Here is an 18,683-nt window from a genome sequence, read left to right on the forward strand (position 1 = left end):
GAACCCGCAGGTTCCGTCTTGTCTGGTGGATCAGCTCAGTGAGCTACAGGATCATCCCTGCACCAACGGTGTTGTTGTTGCTTTCGTCGATGATGATGAAAGCGCCCGTGCCGCGGTTTTCCAGGTAGGGGTCGGCGAACAGCGGTTGGGCCAGCTTGAAGGTGACTTGCGCGATGTCGTTCATCGCAAGCTTTTCGGCCGGGACTTTTTCCAGGGTGTTGACGTCGAGGCGATGGTCGATGGCGGCCAGTTTGGCTTTCGAGTCGCGCGTTGTGTGGCGTATCAGATAGGTGCGGGCGCGGTCCATCGGCGCTTCGGCCATCCAGCAGACGGTGGCTTCGATCTGCTTTACCGCCGCCGGGACTTCGCTCGATTTGACGATCATGTCGCCACGCGAGGTGTCGATTTCATCGGCCAGCAGCAGGGTGATGGATTGTTCGCAGAAGGCTTCGCCGATATCGACGCCGCCGATTTGTACGGCCTTGACGGTCGACTCGCGGCCAGAAGGCAAGACGGTGACGGCATCGCCGACCTTGATTGAGCCGGCTTCGACGCGGCCCATGAAGCCACGGTAGTCATGCAGTTCCGGATTGGCCGAATCCTGCGGGCGGCAGACGTACTGGACAGGGAAACGGAACTTCTCGGTGTGTTCGGTATGGGCGGCCGGGGCAACTTCCAGCATTTCGAGCAGGGTCGGGCCTTCGTACCAGTTCAGCTTGTCGCCACGGTCCACGATCATGTCGCCATTGAGCGCCGAGAGCGGGATGAAGCGGATGTCTTCGATGCCGACCTTGGCGGCGAATTCGAGGTATTCACCCTTGATGCGCTCGTAGGTTTCTTGCGAGTAATCGGCGAGGTCCATCTTGTTGATGGCGACGATCAGGTGCGGAATGCCGACCAGCGACGCCAATTTGGAGTGGCGGCGGGTCTGGGTCAGAACGCCCTTGCGCGCATCGATTAGGATGATGGCGAGGTTGGCGGTCGAGGCGGCGGTGACCATGTTGCGGGTGTACTGCTCGTGGCCCGGCGCGTCGGCGATGATGTACTTGCGCGTGCCGGTGCTGAAATAGCGGTAGGCGACGTCGATAGTGATGCCCTGTTCGCGCTCGGCTTGCAGGCCATCGGTAAGCAACGACAGGTCGACCGCGCCCATGCCGCGCTTTTCAGATGTCTTGGTGATCGCGGACAGCGTATCGGCCAGAATGGTCTTGGTGTCGAACAGCAGGCGGCCGATCAGCGTGCTCTTGCCGTCATCAACGCTGCCGCAGGTCAAAAAGCGCAGCAGGCCGTGATCTTCAACTTGGGCGGTCATCAGAAGTAACCCTCTTTTTTGCGTTGTTCCATGGAGGCGTCGCTGGTCTGGTCATCCAGACGGGTAGCGCCGCGCTCGGTGATGGTGGTGGTGGCGGTTTCGAGAACGATTTTCTCGACGGTGTCGGCATCGGACTCTACCGGCGCCGTGCAGGAAATGTCCCCAACGGTACGGAAGCGCACCAGCAGGTCGATGATTTCTTCACCGGCACGTGACGGGTTGGCGACTTCGCCGGAAACCAGGGGGACGTTGACTGGCACGATGGCGCCTTGGCGCATGACGACCGGACGCTTGTGGGCGAAGTAGATGTTCGGCAGTTCGAGACCTTCGCGCTCGATGTATTGCCAGACGTCCATTTCCGTCCAGTTCGAGATCGGGAAGGCGCGGATGTTTTCGCCCTTGTGGCTGCGGGCGTTGTATAGGCTCCACAGTTCCGGGCGCTGATTCTTCGGATCCCACTGACCGAATTCGTCGCGGAAGCTGAAGATGCGTTCCTTGGCGCGGGCCTTTTCTTCATCGCGGCGGGCGCCGCCGATGCAGGCGTCGAAACCGAATTCCTCGATGGCTTCGAGCAGCGTTACTGACTGGTGCTTGTTGCGCGATTCGCCTTCGTGCTTCAGTACAACGGTGCCGCGCTTCATGGAGTCTTCGACTGAACGCACGATCAGGCGCTCGCCCAATTCGGCGGCGCGCTTGTCGCGGAAGGCGACGACTTCCTTGTAATTGTGGCCGGTGTCGATGTGCATCAGCGGGAAAGGGAACTTGCCCGGGCGGAAGGCCTTCTCGGCCAGGCGCAGCATGCAGATCGAGTCCTTTCCGCCGGAAAACAGCAGCACCGGGTTGGAACACTGGCCGGCCACTTCGCGCATGATGTGGATGGCTTCGGCTTCGAGCCAGTCGAGGTGAGAAAGTGTGTTGCGTTGGGTCATGCTGGGTAATCCACGGGGATTGTCGAATGGGCGGCATTGTAGCAAGTCCCTAATATTCTTTTAAGAACAAGTGCGCATCTTGTTATTTCAAATTGTTATAAAACAATCCGGTGCCATGTTGAACGTTCATCCGGTACATTGGTCTGGCTTTGTAACAGTGTGTATTCCTGTCCCTTAACGCTTTTGTCGGAGAACTTCATGATTCCACGTCTGGGTATTGCTGTAGGTGCATTTTCTGCCATCTTGCTGAGTGCTTGTGCAACATCAATAGGCGGCCCTTCGGCGAGTGCCGATCTCGCTGCCAAGTCGGGAAGCATGGTGTCCGGGAAGGTGAATTTCAGCGAAGCCCATGGCAAGTTGCGGGTTGAGGCGATGGTCAGCGGGCTGACACCCGGTGAGCATGGTTTCCACGTGCATGATGTGGGTGACTGCAGCGCACCGGATGCGACCAGCGCCAAAGGCCATTTCAATCCGACCGCCAAAGCCCACGGCCATCACGACAGCGCAGAGCACCATGGTGGCGATATGCCCAATCTGGTGGCAGACGCCAGCGGTACGGCCAAATACAGCGCGGAAGTCAGTGGCCTGACCCTGAGCGGACCAACCGGCGTGGTGGGTCGCAGTGTGGTAATTCATGCCGATCCGGATGACTACAAGTCGCAGCCGGCCGGCAATTCCGGCAAGCGCGTGGCTTGTGGCGTCATAGCAGCCCATTGAAAACCTGATCAGGCCAATATTTCATTTTTGGCCGTTTTTTCCGGTTGACCGTGGCAGGCAGTGATTGGATGGAATTGAGAGTTGTTCTTCAGATTTTCTGGAGAGCGGCTCTTTTCAATTTGCGAGTCGGTTAGCAGTGTCTCGGAATAGTTTTTGACGGTGCTTCACTGTCATCACCCGGTCATCTAAAAAGCGAATTCTTCGGGTTGGCAATTTCGATTGTCGTTTCGGCGCTCTTCCGTGCTTCTCCATTCAGGAAGATGGGCGCCGTTCTTCCCTAATCCCTGGAGAATTCACCCGTGCAAAAATTTATCCTCCCCATGTTGCTGGGGGCCAGCGTGCTTGCTGCTGCGACGACAGCCCAAGCCGACGAGTCTCATCGCCGCGACGGCGCCCTGAATATCGCCGTCATCGGCGATACGCCGTATGGCCTGAAAGACAGCGATACTATCCAGTTCAAGGCGACCCCGGCCTTCATCAATGCCATCAATGCCGATACCGATGTCTCGCTCGTCCTTCACCTTGGTGACATCCATTCTGGTAAGCAGACCTGTTCCTATGCCTATAACCAGTCGATTTACGACATGTGGACCAGCGCACCGGGCTTCAAGTCACCCATGATTTATACGCCGGGTGACAACGAGTGGACCGACTGCCACAAGCCGAAGGAGGGTGGTCTCGATCCCTTGACCAACCTCGGCTATGTGCGTGACATCTTCTTCCCGGTCGCCGGTAACGCGATTGCTGTCGACAAGCCCTTGCTGTCCCAGGCTCAGTCGTTTGATGCCAATTTCCCGAGCGATGTCGAGTTTGTCGAGAACGTGATGTGGGAGCAATCAGGTGTTGTCTTCGTCACCCTGAATGTACCGGGCGGCTCGAACAACGATGAAGATAACTGGTACGGTGCCGCCCGGACGCCGGAACAGACTGCCGAAGTCCTCAAGCGCACGAGCGCCGACCTGCGCTGGCTGGACAAGGCCTTCGCGCTGGCCAAGACCAGTCATGCCCGCGCCGTGCTGATCCAGTTGCAGGCCGACATGTGGGATCTGGACGGCACCAGTCCGCAAGACCTGCACATCGCCAACTACCGTCAGTTCATCGACAGCATCGCGCTCAACGCCACGAACTTCGGCAAGCCGGTACTGCTGATGAACGGTGACTCGCACGGCTACCGTTCGGACAATCCGCTGGTCAAGGGCGCGCCCTGCCTGACGGAATCCGGCGCCAGCGAAGTGGCCTGCAGCAACGACGCCTACGAGTCGCATGCCAACGGTTACCACGTGCCGAACTTCCACCGCATCGTGGTCCATGGCAGCGTTGCGCCGATGGAATGGCTGAAGCTCAGCGTCAAGCCGGGTGATAGCGAAGGCCGTTCCAAAGCGAACAGCTTCGGGCCGTTCAGCTGGCAGCGCAAAATCACCGCCCTGGGCAATCCTGCGCCCTGATTGGATGGGTTGAGGCCAGCACCTGCGCTCCGTGCCGTGGCGGACTGCAGGTGCTTTTCAATATTTGAAATAACGCCGTTTTTTCCGGTTGACCGTAGCGCTGGTCACAACATGCCGCAAATTGGAAAAACGCTGCTCAGCGCGTCGGGTGAATCATGTCGGCCGGCACCACCCAGCGATCGTAGTCTTCCGCCGAGACGTAGCCCAGTTTCAACGCGGCTTGCTTCAGGGTTGTCCCTTCCTTGTTCGCCAACTTGGCAATTTCGGCCGCCTTGTCGTAGCCGATATGCGGTGTAAGCGCAGTGACCAGCATCAGTGAACGTTCCATCTGCTCGCAAATGCGTTGGCGATGGGCGGTAATGCCGCTTGCGCAGTGACGTTCGAAGCTCGACATGCCGTCTGTCAGCAACCGCACACTTTGAAGGAAGTTGTGGGCGATCACCGGCTTGAACACATTGAGTTCGAAATTGCCGGCAGCGCCTGCGATGCCGATGGTCACATCGTTGCCCATGACTTGACAGCAAAGCATGGTTAGCGCCTCGCACTGGGTCGGATTGACCTTGCCGGGCATGATCGAGCTGCCCGGCTCGTTTTCCGGAATGCCGATTTCACCCAGCCCCGAACGCGGGCCGGAGGCCAGCCAGCGTATGTCGTTGGCGATTTTCATCAAGGCCACCGCGAGCGTCTTCAGCGCCCCGTGCGCGGCCACCATGCCGTCGTGGGCAGCCAGTGCCGCGAATTTGTTGCTCGCGCTGGTGAAGGGCAGGCCGCTTCGTTCGGCCAGTTCTGCCGACACGCGCTGGCCGAATTCCGGATGCGTGTTCAGCCCGGTTCCAACGGCGGTACCGCCCACCGCCAGCGGGTAGAGCGACGACATGCTGCTGGCGATCCGCGATTCCACGTGCTGCAATTGCGCGACGTAACCGGAAAACTCCTGGCCGAGCGATAGCGGCGTCGCGTCCTGCAAATGGGTTCGGCCAATCTTGATGATCTCGGTAAACTCGGTCGACTTTTGGGCCAGCGTGGCAGTCAGAAGCCGGAGTGCCGGCAGCAGCTTCCGCTCGACACCGATGGCCGAAGCGACATGCATGGCGGTCGGGAAAATGTCATTGGAAGACTGACCGAGATTGACCTGGTCGTTGGGATGAACGAGGCGGGTGTTGCCGCGTTGGCCGCCAAGCAGCTCTGAGGCGCGGTTGGCCAGCACCTCGTTCAAATTCATGTTGGTTTGCGTACCGGAGCCGGTCTGCCAGACCGACAGCGGGAATTCTTCAGCCAGCCGACCATCGCTGACCTCATCGGCGGCAAGAATGATCGCCGCGGCAATGTCGGGGTCGAGCAGGCCCAAGGCCCGATTGATGCTGGCGCCGGCTGCTTTGGTCATGGCCAGCGCGTGGATCAGTTCATCGGGCATGCGCTCGGTCGAAATCGCAAAGTGCTCCAGCGAGCGCTGGGTTTGTGCCCCCCAAAGACGTTCAGCTGCCACTTCGATGGTGCCGAACGAATCCTTCTCAAGACGTTTCATCTCGCCGTCCTTTGCTGCCCCGGCGAAGAGTCTCAGCCAATAGCTTTAACTATCCAAGGCATGAAGGTTGGAGTCGAAGGATGGCGATTGGTTCGGTTGCAGGCCTTTCTTTAACGGAAATTTCTCAGCGCTAAATCAGCACCCGATGACCTTGAACTCGACACGACGATCCAGTGCATCGCTGGCATCATCACGGCCGGTGCCCACCATCGTTTGTCGCGATCCCACGCCATTGGCAATCATTCGCTTGGCAAGCAGAGGGGAGGCGCTGGCCAGTCGTCCCTTCACATACTCCGCACGCAACAGTGACAGCCGTTCATTCAAGGGCTCGGGACCGGTCGGGCTGGTATGGCCGGTCACTTCCAGGCAGCTGCTGACCCCCGAGGTTTGCCGTGCGATGGTTTTCAGCCAGACAGGGTAGGGGCCGCTCAGCTTCTTGTCCTGCACGAAGGCGGTTGATCCGGGGCGGAACAGGAATTTGACCGCCAGGCGCTTATGTTCAAGCCCGAAGTCGACAATCCTGGCGAAGGCAGCTTCCGCCTGTTGCTGACGGCCCAGCTTCCAGTTGGCCAAGTAGATGCCGTTGTGTACGCGGAACTGGTTGCCGGCCGGCGTTGCCAGCGCATTTTGGTAAAGCTCAAGCGAATCCTGATAACGCCCGGCATCATAGGCATCAATCGCTTCGGAAACCAGCGAAGCGGCGATGATGCGATCCAGGTAAAGCGGGTTGATCGGGTCGCCCGCCTTGGTGCCCTGGCAAGTCTTGATGTAGCCCTCGGTCGCCGGATCATCGGACCACGCCGGGGCATCGCGGAAAAAGGCCAGCGGGGTCGGGTCGACGCCCTCGGGCAGCGCGAATGCCAAACCTTTGCTGACCAGTTTGCCGCTACGCAAATCGGCCAGTGCAAAGCAGATGCGATAGGTTTCACGTAGGCCAGCGGTCTTGCGCTCGGCATTGACCCCGGTGAACGTGCCAATCAGCACCAGCGGGCTCTTGGCCACATTGGCCGCTGAAAACGCCTGCACGTCGAACTGCGGATAGTGCTGGTGCATCAAATCGCTCAGCCGCTTACCCATCGAGCGCGTGGCGACCGATTGGGCGCCGGTCATGCCGTCGACCAGCGGGTCGATCACCAGCGCGTATTTCGGCTGGGCCGGGCTGCCGGCCGGCGGTAGTTTGGCATTGGAAAACAAGGCCGTTGCAGCGCTCAAGACCGCCTGGTCGTAGGGCTGGGCGGGTGGTGGGGTATTGGGTGCAGCCGCCGGGGATGACGAACTGCTTGCAGTGGGTAGGGCTGATGCCGGTGTCGACGAACCGGTGAATTCCTTGAGGCTGTCGCAGCCGGTGACCAGTAGCAGGGCGGCAAAAGCTGTACTGAACAAGGCTGAAGGAAATAGGTGTTTGTATGCGAAATTCATCTTTTGCACTTTCCGTCAAAAATGGTTTGCTCAACACTATTCAGCGTCTCGCCAAGCTGGATTTTTGCCAGCCATTCGGAGCAATGGTCGTATGGTCGGAATGCTTCGCCACGTTTCGTGGAGGCCTTCGTATCAGGCAGCGTCTTGCTGCCGGAGCGCGTCAACGTCGATGCCTCCATTGCCGTGCGCGATGCCTCCAATTTGTTGAACGCCTCATCTATATTCTTACGCTGAACGCTTGCGGTGGGCGGGGGGGTAGTGGCCGGGGAAGTTGGCGGCATGCTGATCTCCGGTTGCTGGCTGACAGGTGCCGGAGCAGGTGTTGCCGGCACGGTATGCTGGCGCGACGATAGTCCGATGGTCACAACTACCGCTGCCAAAAGCAGGCTGCCTGCCAGCGCCCAAAGTTGCCAGCGAGGTTTACTACTGGACGCGGCCGGTGGCGAATAGCCGGGTAGTTCAGTCTTGCCGTAGGGCAAATCACCATCAGTTTTTGTATTGCCTTGGCCGGTTGGGCGCGGGCCATCAGACCCAGTTTTGTCCGCAGCATGAGATGCCGGCTTGCCTAGCAGGTTCTCAAGGTCTGTCAGCAACATACGCAGGCCATCGAAATCGGGCGAGCCATCCCAGCCAGTCAGATCGGCCGCCTGGATTTCGCGAAAGCCGGCTGGCGGGCGCACATTTTCTATCATTACCGGCACTAGCTTGTGCTGGCGGCGCCCCTCGCTGGCCTCTTCGTAAACCCACTCGCTTTCGATTGATTTGGCTGACCACAAGACCACCATGCAACGCATGTCTTCCAGCGCATGGTCAAGCACGGTCCGCCAAGTTTCTCCGGCCGGAATCCGCCGGTCCCACCAGACGCTCCAGCCGGCAGAACCAAGCACCTCGGCAATACGTCGCGCCGTGTCGCGGTCCCGCTCGGTATAGCTCAGGAAAATATCGGTCATCCCCTACCCCATTGAGGCCAGAAAAACCAGAAAATCCGTGGATTGGCCAGCCCGCTCAGTCGGCGGGTAGTACCTTTGATGTCAGCATGCCGGTTAACCTCGTCTGGTCGACCGCGCAGATAGTATTCCGTTCAATTAGAGCAGGCGAAAGGCGTCAATGGGATGTCGTTGTTGCACAATCATCCGCCATTGACTTTCAGACACCTCTCGCACTGTTTTACCGATCTGCATTGCCGTTGCCAGATCGCCTTCGCACTGACAAGGTGACCAGAAAGGGGAACTCCTTGTCGGCGGTCTGGACGATGCGGAACTCAGGCCCGACGGTGTCGGCAATGCTCTTAGCCAGCGCCCCGATGTCTACGGCTTCGCAGCGCAGGTCTGCGACAACGCAGCCTTGATCTTCATACACAGGAAAGTCGCTGCAACCCGCTGGCTTGATTTCCTGACCGTAAACCCGGCAGGATGAACCTGCGTCGTCGTAGGCGGGGCAGGGCTTGCTATGGATATAGTAAAGGCCATTCCCCGCCCGGATTTCTTCCGGGCCTTTGCCGAGGTCCAGGCGCTTATCGAAGGCATGGCGCGACTCTTCGAGATGCCAGAATGACTTGACTTGCTTCCATTCCAGTTCGAGGACGAGAGTGTCGAGCCGGCAACACGGCTTCGAACACGTGGTGCAATGAGGGATAACGGCAGCGGTCTGATAGGCGGCAGCTGCGGTGGCAAGATCATTTGCCCGCCGGCGGATGGTGTCACGTTTGCTCATCGAAGAACAGACCGGGAAAGTGCAGGGGATTGTAGGGTTAGGGTCATCGCGCACTGATAGCACGATCCCGAAGCGGGATGCAAGGGGATGAAGGGCAATAGAACGAGCAGAAACCGTCTCAGCCTGGTCGTATTTCCGAAAAAGGCTGCTTTACCAAATCGACTCAGCTGTAGATCGCGGTTTTCAACACCCCGGAAATTTCAATTTCGGCCAAAATTCCCGGTTGACCGCAGTAATCGAATTCAGGCGGCAACTTGGATGACTTATTTCCGTCGGCAGGGCTTGCCTTCGTATTCATGCCGGTGCAGCGCATATTGCCGGCCGTTCCATCGCTCAACCGGGAAGCAGAAACCAGGTCCGCCGATTTCGATGTCCGGCCAGCCACCGACCCCCTTGCCGCTCAGGAAGGTGATCATGCCCGTGCCGTTGGTGATCAGCTTCCAGCTGCCATTGGCCTGCTTGCTGACCAGGCTGTAGCCGGCGCCCGTATTGCCGTAGCAGTAGGTGCCGCCTTCAGTAATGACCGCTTCGGGGAGACCATCGCCGTTGATGTCGCGGACATCCTCGATGGCACCCGGGGAGTAGGTCGGGGTCGGGTCATCGCAGGCTTGCCAGCGCTTGCCCTTGAGCTTGAAGCCGGCGGCCTTGAAGGCTGCAGCTTGGTCAGCTGGCGAGAGCTTTTCCGGTGCGCCGAGTACGGTGGTGCAGGTAAAAGTCAGTACGGAGCTGGCGATCAGGAGGCTTGTTTTCATACGACACCTTCCTTTCCGAATGGGTGGGGGGCCGGGCTGAGTATTGTCAATAGTCAGCCCGGGGCGTTTTACAGAGTTTTCAGGTATTCGATCAACGCATCCTTTTCCGTGGCTGACAGGCGCGTGCCGAATTCATGCCCTTGGTTGCCGCCGCCCTTGCTTGCCGTGTCAAGCCGGGTACCGACGCGTTTGGCTTCCGGTGAATCGGTGACAAAACCTAGCTTGGTCTGGTCGTAGACGTCGTAGCCGCGCCAGAAAACCTTGGGCCGGCTGGCGGCGGGTTCGAGAAGATCGCGCAGAGTAGCAACGGAGCCGTTGTGCAGATAAGGCGCCTTCAGCCAGATGCCGTCGAGGAAGGGGGCGACGTAACCGATCAGGTCTTCCTCGACCAGTCCTTTGCGTTCCAAACCCATGTCCTTGACGACCTGGTTGGCCTTGATGGCGGCACCCTTGTTCCACGAATCGAGCCTGCCGCGGTCAGTGCCGACAGCCGCGAGTGGCAAGGGCGTGCCGGTTTTGTCGCTGGCGTGGCAGGCGGCGCAATTGGCGTCAAACAATGGCTTGCCGGCAGTTGCCTTGGCTGTGTTGATGGCAAACGGATATTTCGGCGCGGGTAGTTCGGAGAGGTAGTCCTTGAGCCATTTTACTTGGCCGACGAAATCGGCCTTGTTGGCCGGTGCGGCGCCGAGCACGCCGAGGGCGGAATCCATGATCACCGAGTAAGCGTCGTTGCTGTCGCCGGCGTAGTTCATCCGGTGGCCTTTTTCCCAGACGTATTTCTTCAGGTTCCAGATCGAGGGCATGTCGGTCGGCCCGAAGGTGTCGTCCATTGGCGCCTTGATCATGAAGTACTTGGTCAGGTTCATCGCATCGTCGCGGCCGCGTCCCCAGTCCGGGAAATCCTTGCGGTACACCCAGGCAAATTGGGCTTCGCGTTCGAGCAGGCGCTTCTTGGTGATCGGGATGATGAAGAAGCGATAGAGCAGTTTGTCGATGAAGTCGAGGTCAGCCACCCGGTTGATTTCGGCCATCAGGATGTCGGCGTTGAAGCGCGGGTCCTTGGCGCAGTCGATCAGGTAGCGGAAGAAGCCTTCGACATTGGTGGTATGTCCCGATCCGCCGACCACGAAGACGGGGTTGGAATCGATTTTCTCGCGGTAGCTGGTGGTGTGGCAGACGGCGCAATTGTTGGCAACGCGGTCGAAGCCAATTTTTTTCTTGGTGAAGCCGACCGGCAATTCCTGGCCTTGTTCCCACGGCACGCCAAGTGAGGCATAGCCGCCGGGGATGACCAGGCCGTCCTGGGTCAGCTTTTCCGGGAAGATGCGGGGCAGGACATAGAAGATCCAGTAGGGCACGCCGGCGTCGTTCTCGGCGCCAATGGAGCCGTACTTGAAGCGCATTTCCGGTGTCGCGGTCACCCAGTCGGGCTGCGGATACTGGCGGAAGCCGCGGTCATAGCCGATCATGCCGCCGATGGCGGCGACGACGAGCAGGGCGAGGCCGATGTACTTGAACCAGGTCTTGCAGGAGCAGGATGTAGTCATGATTTCGTGCCTCTCAGAATGTCTTCAGGAACTCGACCAGCGCGGCTTTGTCCGCGCTGCTCAGTTCGGTGCCGTAGGCCTTGCCCTCGTGACCGCCGTTGCCGTTGCCGGGCAGGGCGGTGTCGAGGCGGAAGAATTTCTTGCCACTGGCTTCGGCAATGTTTGACACGAAGCCGACTTTTACCGGGTCATAAACGTCGTTGCCGCGGTAGAAGGCTTTCGGACGTTTGGCGGCCGGTTCGAGCAGGTCGCGCAGGCTGGGCACCGAGCCGTTGTGCAGGTAGGGCGCCCTCAACCACAGGCCGTCGAGCGGCATGTTGGCGTAGCCGTGGGTTTTCTGGAAATGCGTGAAGCGCCAAGGGTAGCTGGCGTAGAGCGTGGCTTGATTGACGGCCAGCGTGTAGGTGTAGGAATCCAGTCGGCGGCGGTCGGTGCCGATTTTGGCCAGCGGCTCGACTGTACCAACATACTCGCCGCTGAAATCGCTGCCCGAAACGCCGTGGCACGACGCGCAGTATTGCTGATAGACCGGGGCGCCCTGCGCGGCAAGCTTGCGGTCAACCGGGAAAAAGTCGGTAAAAGCAGGGGGCACGGCATCCATGATCCACGCCTCGACGCGCTTGATGCGCTGGATGTCGATGGTGGGTGGTGTCGTGCCGGTGCCGAAGGCGGCGCTCTTGTTGCGCTCCTCGACCGTGGTGTTGTTACCGTCCCAGTGCAGCTGCATTTCCTTCGGCTCCTTGCGCTGGCGCTGCCGCCAGATCGACGGGAAGTCGGCCGGCGCGTCGAATTCCTTGGGGTCCAGATGGCTCATCGGGAAATTGAAGATGACCTTGGCCGAGTTGAAGGTGTCGACCCGGCCCGGCCCCCATTCGTGTTGCTTGAACACCCAGTCGAAACGCCCGGCCAGCGCCAGCACCCGGTCGCGCATGATGGCGATGGCGATGGGGTAGACCAGATAGCGGTCGAGCAGGTCGAGGTTGGCGCCTTGTTTCTCGATCTCCGGCAGGATGTATTCCTTGGAAAACTTCGGGTCAGCAGCGCAGCGGAAGAAGAATTCCTCGAATCCCTTCATATTGAACGTGGCGGCCGGCATGCCGAGGACGACGGTGGCCGGTTTGTCGGCGGCAGTGCGCACGGTGCTGACATGGCAGGCAGCGCAATTGACGAAAACGCGGTCGATACCCTGGTAGCGGCGTTGCGAGGTACCGACCGGCAGATCGCGGTCGCTGCCGTCGGGATTTTTCTCATAGACCATGCCCAGCGATTGGTAACCCTTGCCGGGCAGGTATTGCGGGCAGACTTCGGGTAGCGCCTTCCAGATCCAGTACGGGAAGCCCATCTCGTGCTCGCCGCCGGTCGAACCGTATTTGAAATGCTCTGCCGGGTTGGCGTAGTCGACCGGGATGTCTTCGCCGAAGCGCTTGAGCAACAGCAACCCGATGAAGCCTGGAATGACGATGGTGACGACAAAGAGAATCAGGAAGCGGCGCTTCCAGGGGCTGGCGGGCTGTTCGCCGGGGCTTGGTTCGAATTGTTGGTTCATGGAGCTCCCCTTTGGGTTTTGATTTTATTGAGTTGGCAGACAAGGACGCAGGGATTCATAGCCACCGGCCAGCAATTCGTTCAGGTTCGGTGGACGCCCGTTTTCGGCGCGTAGCCAGTCGCTGACCTGGGCGAGCAGGGCGGTGCGGGTTGGGCTGTTCTTCCAGCTGGCGATATCGCTGGCGAAGGCGGGTAGCATGCTCTCCGGTGGCATCGGCGTCTTGTCGCGGTGTTCCGGCACCAGATCGGCCATGGCCAGGCGCACATATAGGCGGGGCGCGCAATGGCGCAGGCGGGCCACAACCTGGGGACCATTGCCGGTCAGGAAATTGGGTGGGAAGGTCTCGGCCGAACGGTGACAGGTCGCGCAGTAGGGATAAAACCGTTGTATGCCCTCATCAATCGGCGCATTGGTGCTGTCTCCGGGGATGGCGGCGACTACTTCCAGTCGAGGCGGCGGCAATGCGTCGGCCGCCTGGCAGCAGGCTGGCGAACGAGCCGCACCGAGGCTACTTAGCAGCGCCGTGAATAGTTCGGTACGGGGAATCGGCGTTGCGCCAAACAACTTCTCGCCTTGCGGCGATTCGAGCAGCTTTGCAACCGCCTTGTCGATTGCGGCAAAATCTTCGCGAATTTCCAGCGCAACCTCGCCGCTGCCGGCATTGCCGGCATTGCCGGAAGCGGCACGAAAGCTCAGCCGAGCCAAGGCATGACCTTCGGCTGTGCGCGGTAGTTGTCCATTCAGGCGGGGGGTTAAGCTTGAATCACCAGTCGCACTGATCAGTTCGATGTTGCTCAGTGCGGTACCGCCCGGCAGCCTGAACCGGCTGATCTGGCCACTGATCGGGCGACCGGCTTTCACCGACAGGGTGGCGGTAAGGCTCGGCCCTGATTGGCCAGATGAAGGATTGCATTGTACGGACCAGCGGGAGGCGGTGATTGCGATCCGGCAAGTTGAAACTTTACGAGTAGTGGCGACGCCTGTTTGCCGGACAAGGGCCGTTTCGAGATTTTGTCGGTCCGCGGCAGAAACGAATTCGGACAGACCAGAGATCAGCGTGTTCATGGCGCCCGGTGCTGCCGGCTGCCAGGTATCTCGCGGCTGGCGGGGCAGTAGCGGGTCGAAACGCGCCGCAACATGGGAAAAGGCGATCCTTGCGCCACGTTCCTCCGGCCAACTGCCCATGCCATCCAATGGATTTCGGTTGGGTAAATCGGGATTGCCGATGGCCAAGCCACCGGGCCAGCGCTGGCTGGCTTCCTTGAACAGCGGCTCGACGACTGCTTGGCGAAAATCGTTATCGGGCGCCCATGTCTGGCCGCCGGACAGTGAATGGCGCAGGGCAGCGACGAACAGGCCGGCCCGACAACGGCGGGCCGAGAGAGCGGCATTGCCACAGCCTTCACGCCACAGGCGCTGGGTCAGCGCGAAGCCATTGGCGCGTTCGGTGGCGTTGTCGATGGCATAAGGGATGTCGACGCCGCGTCCGGGCGGGATGCCGTAGAAGCTGCGGCCGCTGGCCGAGAGCAGGCTGGCGATTTTTGGGTTGGCATTGGTTTCATCCCACAGGGCGCGGGAAAAAATGGGCGAGCCGTTCTGGTGGCAGGCAAAACAGAGATTACGGTTGGCGTAATAAATCTGTGGCTTGCCGCCGGCGCGGTAATCCTTGACCAACTGGAATTCGAAACGCCCGGCGCTTTCGTTGTAGCTGATGACTTCCAGTACCGACGATTTTTCCTGATAGCCGATGTACAGGCGGTCCTTCAGGAAAAATTTCGAATTTGGGCTATTTTCCGAGTCGACCGCAACAACCACCCGCGGGAAGGCGAAATAGTCCGGGGCGGCCGCCGTGCGCTGCAGCGAACGGCCGAGCGGGATCAGGATGCGTTTGGCGGGTGGCAGCGGGTTGGCCGAATCACGGGCCAGTTCGCTGTCGAGGCGGGTGAGGAGGGATTCAAACGGCCAGGGCAACTCGATGCTGCTCCGGCCATTGCGCGAGATGGCAAAGAGTTGATCAAACAGGGAGCGCCCGCTCGGCGGCAGGTTTTCACCGGCCAGGCTTGGCGTGACTACCCAGCTTGGCGCGACGGAAGGCGTTTCAGCCGCCGCATGCATGCTTGCCCCCGGCCCGCAGGCCAAGGCAAGCAGGCCGGCGAGCGTGGTGTTGCGCAATGTCATGACCGGTGTCCATGACCAGACCACAGATCAGGGTTTGGTGGCTGAAGCGACGACGGGGCGTACTTGCGTGCCGGGCCAGCAGTCTTGCTGTACCGTGCCGGTTTTGACAAAAGCCTCGGTGGATTTCTCGTCGGTGGCCTTGTCGTAGAGCGTAAAATTAAGCGCAAAGGCGCGGTCGAGATAGGCTCGGCCGAGGTAGAGGCCGGGACGGATCATGCGGATTTCGTCACGAACCTTGAGGCCGCGGCGACCTGCGAGATAGTCCGGATTCTCCTGGTAGCCGGGGATTTCGTCGGTGAAGAAATAATCGATGATGATCGACTCGCGTCGGGCATCGAGCAGGCTTTGCCCGCAGTACAGCTTGGCCGGGAAGAGCAGCCAGGTTTCCTTGCCACCGTAGGTCATCTTCTTCGGCTCACCCTCGACCAGCCCGATTTTTTTCAGGATGGAGAGGTCGTCGATGCGATTGCGCAGCACCCGTTCATCACGGAAGAAGACCTTGCCGCGCCACAGCGCTTCGCCAATATCCTCGATCAGCAGCCCTTTTAGGTGCAGGCCCATGCCGGTAAAGCCTCCGACGATCTCGGAGAGCCGGAATTTGCCGCTTTCTCCGCGTGGCAGCAGGATGCGACCGTCGAAGGCGCCATCCGGGATGGGGCCAGCCGGTAGGCGTGCGTAGATCTGGTCGAGTTGTTCCTGATCCAGTTTGGCCAGGTAATCCGGCGTGATCTTGGCCAGTTCAGCCGGTGCAATCGGATATTTGTAATCAACCTGCGCCAGACTCATCTTGCTCTGGTAGTCCTTGCTGTAAGGTGCGAAGTTGATGGTGGGCGGTTCCTGCTTGGCGCAGGCCACCAGCAGGGTGATGGTGGCCAGCGCAATCAGGCCGGTGCGTGGGGTAAAAGTGTGCAGTCCCATGATCTGATCTCCCGTGCCTTAAAGGGTGGCGAGGAAGGCGGTCAGCGCCTTCTTGTCGGCTTCGGACAGGTCTTCGCCGAAGCGGTGACCCTCGTTTTCGATCTCCTGGGTGCAGGTTTCGTAATTGGCGCTGAGGAAGTCGCGCTTTTCACGCAGGATATCGACGAAGCGGGACGGGTTTTTCAGAACCTCGTCGGCAATCTCCAGCAAGGTGGGTTGCAAGGCTTTGCGACCAGCTTTTTCAAGTTGCTCGGGGTGGCGCTTGGCGAGGAAGAGGTCGCCGACCAGTTGCTTGTGTTCCAGACCGTTGAGGAAGCCGACGCTGGCCCCAGCGACAATCTTGACCTGACCGAAGCCGCCGAGTGGCTTCTCTGTCTTGCCGTCGAGCGGGCGGATACCGACGTCCATCAGCAGGTCGGTATTGGTCAGCGTACGCTTGCTGCCGCGCTCCTTCGGGTGCAGCAGTTCATGCATCGAGAGCTTGTAGAGATCGAAGCGGCCATCGACCGTGGGGTCGTAACGCACGCATTCCGGTTGCTCTGGCAGCAGCTTGCCGTCCGGGCCGACGTAGCGGGAACGATGGAAGTCGTTGTCCTTGTTGGCCGGCTTGCCGCAGATCTCGGGGCCGATGGCATTGTTGTGCATGAACGGTGCAGTGGCCCAGACATTGACCAGCGAGACATTGCGCATGTAGCCGCGGCCGCCATCCTTCAGTTCATTCCGCTCAGGAATGTCGGCGACGATAGGGCGCTTGTGCAGCGTATCGGAGGCATATTCCATGTACAGGTGCCCAGGCTTGTGGTTGGAATGCAGCGAACGGCAGCGGAAGGTGCCAACTTCGGTCACTGGCGTCGATTCGTCATTGCCGAGGAAGTCGGCGCGGACTTTGCGCGGGTGGGCTTCGTTCGGCGCCGCGAAGTCGCGGTTCTTGAACGGTCCGCCAGTGCTTTCCGGAATGCTCGAATGGCAGCGTGCGCAGTTATCGGCAAAGATTGTCTGGCCGCGTCCAACGGCGCCCTTGCCGAATTCCTTCTCCAGGTCGGCGACGAGGTCGGCCGGCATGTAGGTGGCGGTCGGGTTGATGGCCTTGCGCTGGTTGGCGCGTGCGGCGAACAGGTCGGTTTCATCCGACTCGGCTGAGGCAAAGAAGTCGAGCACGTTCTGCAGGCGATCCTCGACGGCCCGGAAGTTCGGGCAGTCGCGCCGGCACTGACCGATATCGAAGGCAGTCTGGCCGAAGCCGCGCTGCTCCGGATCAACCTGCCTAATGTCGGTCAGGTGATTGACCCAGCACTGCTCGGAACAGGAGCCGATGTTGAAATAGACGCGCTGGATTGCCTCAAGGGCACCAATTGAGTCCTCGCCGCCCTTCAGGATGTGATGCACGCCGGGCAGGACGACTTTTTGGCCGCCAAGATTGACCGGTGTCGTGTCGTCATCGCGTGTGCTCTTGACCCAGCACTTGCCTTCACGGCCAGGCTCGCACCAGCATTTGTCTTCATTTTTTTCGGCGCCGCAGGTGTTGGCCTTGCGCCATTTGGTAACCATCTCACCCTTGAAAACGGGGCGCTGGGCCACGTTGATCAGCGCGTTGATGGTGCCGGGATTGTTGACCTGGTCATGCGAGATGGCAGAGGTGTCGGTGACGCCCGGCCGGGCGTGGGAGAAAATCTGCCATTCGAGGCTGCTCTTCGCCATGCCGGAGGTGAGCAGTTCGGACATGCGGGTGTACTGGTTGCCGATCAGCCCCTTGATGTTTTCCCATTTGGGATGCGCCGGGTCAGCCGGGGGATTGGTCGGGTCAAAGGCAATGTGGCAGGAGCCGCAGGCGGTCCCGATCAGGAAGGGTGGTTCGACTGAGGCGTCAGCCAATTTGCTGACCCGGCTGTCGGATTCGACACCGGTCGCTGCGTCTTTTTTGGCGTTGAAGCCGGACCAGTTGGCATTGCCGCCATTCAGGGCTTGCCACTTGGCGGCGTTGAAGCGCGGGTTGGGGAACTTGCGGATGCCCAGCGCTCCGGTCGAGGTGCCGAACTTGAGATCGCAGGCCGAGGCGCGCTGATCAAGCTTGCCACCCTGGGTGTGCGGGTCGTCGGCATCCAGGGCAGCGTCCTTGAGGCCGCAGGCCGGGTCGACGTAGCCGGGCTTGCCGACATATTTGAGCAGTACATCATCGCCCGGGCACCAGTCCATACCGTAGGTTTCATCGGCCGACTTGGCAGGGCAGTCAGGATCGCCCGGTTTGCAGCAGGACGGGTCGTTGATGATGCCCCAGGCCCAGAAGCGGTCATCGCGCTGATCAGCGCGCAGGACGCGGAACCAGTCGACCAGCACGCCGATGCGCTGCTGGAAGGTGTAGGTGTGGAAGCGGTCGTTGCCGGCAGTGGCCTTGAACCAGATCAGGCGGCCGACACATTCGGACTGATTGAGTCCTTCGCGGGCGCATGCCTCCATGTAGGGGGCATCCTGATCAACTATGGTGGTCTCGGGCGCGCTTTGCACTGTTGCCGGTGGCGCGGCAATTGCCGGAGCATTCTCGGCATGGGCCTCGCCGAGGCCTGGGTGTCGCATCTGGATGATGCCAATACTGGTGGCGATGGTAACAAGTACCGTCAACACTGCTAACAGATTACGTTTCATACGTCCTCCCCCCGATCAACGCTGATGAATCCAAGTCTGCTT

The 18,683-nt window shown here is 60.1% G+C and carries 14 protein-coding genes; 2 read left to right on the top strand and 12 right to left on the bottom strand.

Annotation, left to right across the window (positions count from 1 at the left end; genetic code table 11):
- Positions 1 to 43 precede the first annotated feature (43 nt).
- Together IPJ12_18235 and cysD are read right to left on the bottom strand one after the other, a co-directional pair.
- Complete coding sequence (locus IPJ12_18235) at positions 44 to 1,312, bottom strand: sulfate adenylyltransferase (GenBank protein ID MBK7649032.1); 1,269 nt, start codon at positions 1,310 to 1,312, stop codon at positions 44 to 46.
- Positions 1,312 to 2,241 (bottom strand): sulfate adenylyltransferase subunit CysD, encoded by a 930-nt coding sequence (gene cysD / locus IPJ12_18240; GenBank protein ID MBK7649033.1) that lies wholly within the window; start codon positions 2,239 to 2,241, stop codon positions 1,312 to 1,314. Before cysD ends, IPJ12_18235 begins: the two co-directional genes overlap by 1 nt.
- Before the next feature lie 198 nt (positions 2,242 to 2,439).
- Between cysD and IPJ12_18245 the strand changes: the two genes are divergently transcribed.
- Together IPJ12_18245 and IPJ12_18250 are read left to right on the top strand one after the other, a co-directional pair.
- Entirely contained in the window at positions 2,440 to 2,958 is a 519-nt protein-coding gene (locus IPJ12_18245) for a superoxide dismutase family protein (protein MBK7649034.1), read from the top strand.
- 323 nt (positions 2,959 to 3,281) lie between these two features.
- Complete coding sequence (locus IPJ12_18250; GenBank protein ID MBK7649035.1) at positions 3,282 to 4,403, top strand: metallophosphoesterase; 1,122 nt, start codon at positions 3,282 to 3,284, stop codon at positions 4,401 to 4,403.
- A gap of 136 nt (positions 4,404 to 4,539) precedes the next feature.
- Here the strand turns inward: IPJ12_18250 and fumC are convergent, their stop codons facing one another.
- From fumC to IPJ12_18300, 10 genes are all read right to left on the bottom strand, one after another.
- The gene (gene fumC / locus IPJ12_18255; GenBank protein ID MBK7649036.1) at positions 4,540 to 5,928 is read right to left on the bottom strand and encodes a class II fumarate hydratase; all 1,389 of its coding nucleotides are present in this window, start codon (positions 5,926 to 5,928) and stop codon (positions 4,540 to 4,542) included.
- Positions 5,929 to 6,063: 135 nt separating this feature from the next.
- Positions 6,064 to 7,347: an OmpA family protein gene (locus IPJ12_18260; protein MBK7649037.1), complete on the bottom strand. Its 1,284-nt coding sequence runs from the start codon at positions 7,345 to 7,347 to the stop codon at positions 6,064 to 6,066.
- Positions 7,344 to 8,297, bottom strand: coding sequence for a toll/interleukin-1 receptor domain-containing protein (locus IPJ12_18265; GenBank protein ID MBK7649038.1), 954 nt, complete (start codon positions 8,295 to 8,297; stop codon positions 7,344 to 7,346). The genes IPJ12_18260 and IPJ12_18265 overlap by 4 nt, the downstream gene beginning before the upstream one ends.
- A 217-nt stretch (positions 8,298 to 8,514) precedes the next feature.
- Complete coding sequence (locus IPJ12_18270; GenBank protein MBK7649039.1) at positions 8,515 to 9,060, bottom strand: YkgJ family cysteine cluster protein; 546 nt, start codon at positions 9,058 to 9,060, stop codon at positions 8,515 to 8,517.
- A 263-nt stretch (positions 9,061 to 9,323) separates the two neighbouring features.
- Positions 9,324 to 9,812, bottom strand: coding sequence for a hypothetical protein (locus IPJ12_18275; protein ID MBK7649040.1), 489 nt, complete (start codon positions 9,810 to 9,812; stop codon positions 9,324 to 9,326).
- Between the two features lie 68 nt (positions 9,813 to 9,880).
- Positions 9,881 to 11,359, bottom strand: a complete 1,479-nt coding sequence (locus tag IPJ12_18280) for a c-type cytochrome (GenBank protein ID MBK7649041.1) — start codon at positions 11,357 to 11,359, stop codon at positions 9,881 to 9,883.
- 13 nt (positions 11,360 to 11,372) lie between these two features.
- Positions 11,373 to 12,905 (bottom strand): c-type cytochrome, encoded by a 1,533-nt coding sequence (locus IPJ12_18285; protein ID MBK7649042.1) that lies wholly within the window; start codon positions 12,903 to 12,905, stop codon positions 11,373 to 11,375.
- Between the two features lie 24 nt (positions 12,906 to 12,929).
- Positions 12,930 to 15,083, bottom strand: coding sequence for a hypothetical protein (locus IPJ12_18290; GenBank protein MBK7649043.1), 2,154 nt, complete (start codon positions 15,081 to 15,083; stop codon positions 12,930 to 12,932).
- Positions 15,084 to 15,110: 27 nt separating this feature from the next.
- Positions 15,111 to 16,001: a hypothetical protein gene (locus tag IPJ12_18295; protein ID MBK7649044.1), complete on the bottom strand. Its 891-nt coding sequence runs from the start codon at positions 15,999 to 16,001 to the stop codon at positions 15,111 to 15,113.
- An 18-nt stretch (positions 16,002 to 16,019) separates the two neighbouring features.
- Positions 16,020 to 18,641, bottom strand: coding sequence for a cytochrome c (locus tag IPJ12_18300; protein MBK7649045.1), 2,622 nt, complete (start codon positions 18,639 to 18,641; stop codon positions 16,020 to 16,022).
- Positions 18,642 to 18,683 lie beyond the last annotated feature (42 nt).

It is taken from the genome of Betaproteobacteria bacterium (genome assembly GCA_016709965.1).
GTDB classification, from domain to species: Bacteria; Pseudomonadota; Gammaproteobacteria; order Burkholderiales; family Rhodocyclaceae; genus Azonexus; species Azonexus amarohabitans.